At 46.5% G+C, this 1,282-nt stretch carries 2 protein-coding genes; both read left to right on the forward strand.

What is annotated here, in order from left to right; translation table 11 throughout:
* Positions 1-398 (forward strand): transposase (locus Q8M98_03800; GenBank protein MDP3113881.1); only part of this gene is annotated, 398 nt, incomplete at its 5' end.
* Positions 371-1,219 carry an IS3 family transposase gene (locus tag Q8M98_03805; protein ID MDP3113882.1) on the forward strand — a complete coding sequence of 283 codons (849 nt, stop codon included), beginning with the start codon at positions 371-373 and terminating at the stop codon, positions 1,217-1,219. The genes Q8M98_03800 and Q8M98_03805, both read left to right, overlap by 28 nt.
* Positions 1,220-1,282 lie beyond the last annotated feature (63 nt).

The following is a 1,282-nucleotide window of genomic DNA, read 5'->3' on the forward strand; positions in this document are numbered from 1 at the left end:
CCGTAAATCGTTATAGCATGGCTTTTAAAATGCGTGTTATTGAGGATGTCGAAAACGGTCTGATTTGCGCCGAAGATGCGCGGAAACTGTATGGAATTGGCGGCAGAAACACAGTACATGAGTGGATAGCCCAGTATGGAAGAAACCAAAAGTTAGGAAAGGTGATACACATTATGACTAAAGACGAAGAGCTGGAAGTAATCGCGTTGCGACGCGAGAACAAGCTGCTTAAGAGAGCCTTGGAAGAGGCATTTATTGAGAAAATCGCCCTCGAGACGCTTGTCGAAATGGCGGAAAATGAGACTCAGGTCCCCTTAAAAAAAAACTTTGGTTCCCAGGCATCAGAATTAGCCTTGGAAAAATGGAAGAAATGGGAATCAAAGGAGCGCTCGGGGTGATCTGCAAAGCCTTTGGCTACAGCCGGCAAGCATATTACAAACGCCTGAATCGGGAAGATCAGCGGCTTAGATATGAGGAGATGATCATAGCTAAAGTGCTATTTATCAGACAAAAGCAGCCCTTTGTGGGAGTTCGCAAGCTCAGGCTTATGCTTGCAAAAGAACCTGAGTTTGACGGGCAGCCCGTCGCCAGGGATGCCCTGTTTGATTTGCTGCGCGCCCACAAACTCTTGGGTGGACGGAGGAAAAGGCACGTTCATACGACCGATTCCAAGCACCAGCTGAAGGTCTTTCCAAACCTGATTGAGAACCTGGATATAACCGGGCACAATCAAGTGTGGGTCAGCGATATGACCTATATTTCGACCCTGAAAGGCTTCTGTTATCTGTCGTTGGTAACCGATTATCGGAGCCGTAAGATACTGGGATACAACGTTTCAGCCAGCATGGAGGCAATCCACACACTTCAAGCTATGAAAATGGCATATAGCAATGGCAACCCATCCGAGGGCTTGATCCATCACTCTGACAAGGGTTCTCAATACTGTAGCAAGATATATCTGGACTTTCATCAGAAACACGGCATCATTGGAAGCATGACCGGAAAGAATCACTGTTACGATAATGCTGTCGCAGAGAGAGTTAACGGAATCCTGAAACAAGAGTTTGGGCTGGATGGAGTGATACGAGACATTGGCATCGTTAAGAAAATGGTGAGGGAAGCCGTCACCACCTACAATAGCTTAAGATTGCACCAGTCATTGAATTACCAAACACCGGACGATGTTTATGCTGGCAAGGACTGCACTCATGTGGCATAGATTCAAACATAGCACCAAAAGGATTACCAGACTCCATTCCGAGAAGAATAACTCACAGGATTC

The organism is Candidatus Cloacimonadaceae bacterium (assembly GCA_030693415.1).
In the GTDB taxonomy this organism is placed as follows: Bacteria; Cloacimonadota; Cloacimonadia; order Cloacimonadales; family Cloacimonadaceae; genus JAUYAR01.

Excerpts from the sequence above, each read along its gene's own strand:
- Q8M98_03805 (MDP3113882.1), top strand. The coding sequence starts at position 371 with ATGGGAATCAAAGGAGCGCTCGGGGTGATCTGCAAAGCCTTTGGCTAC.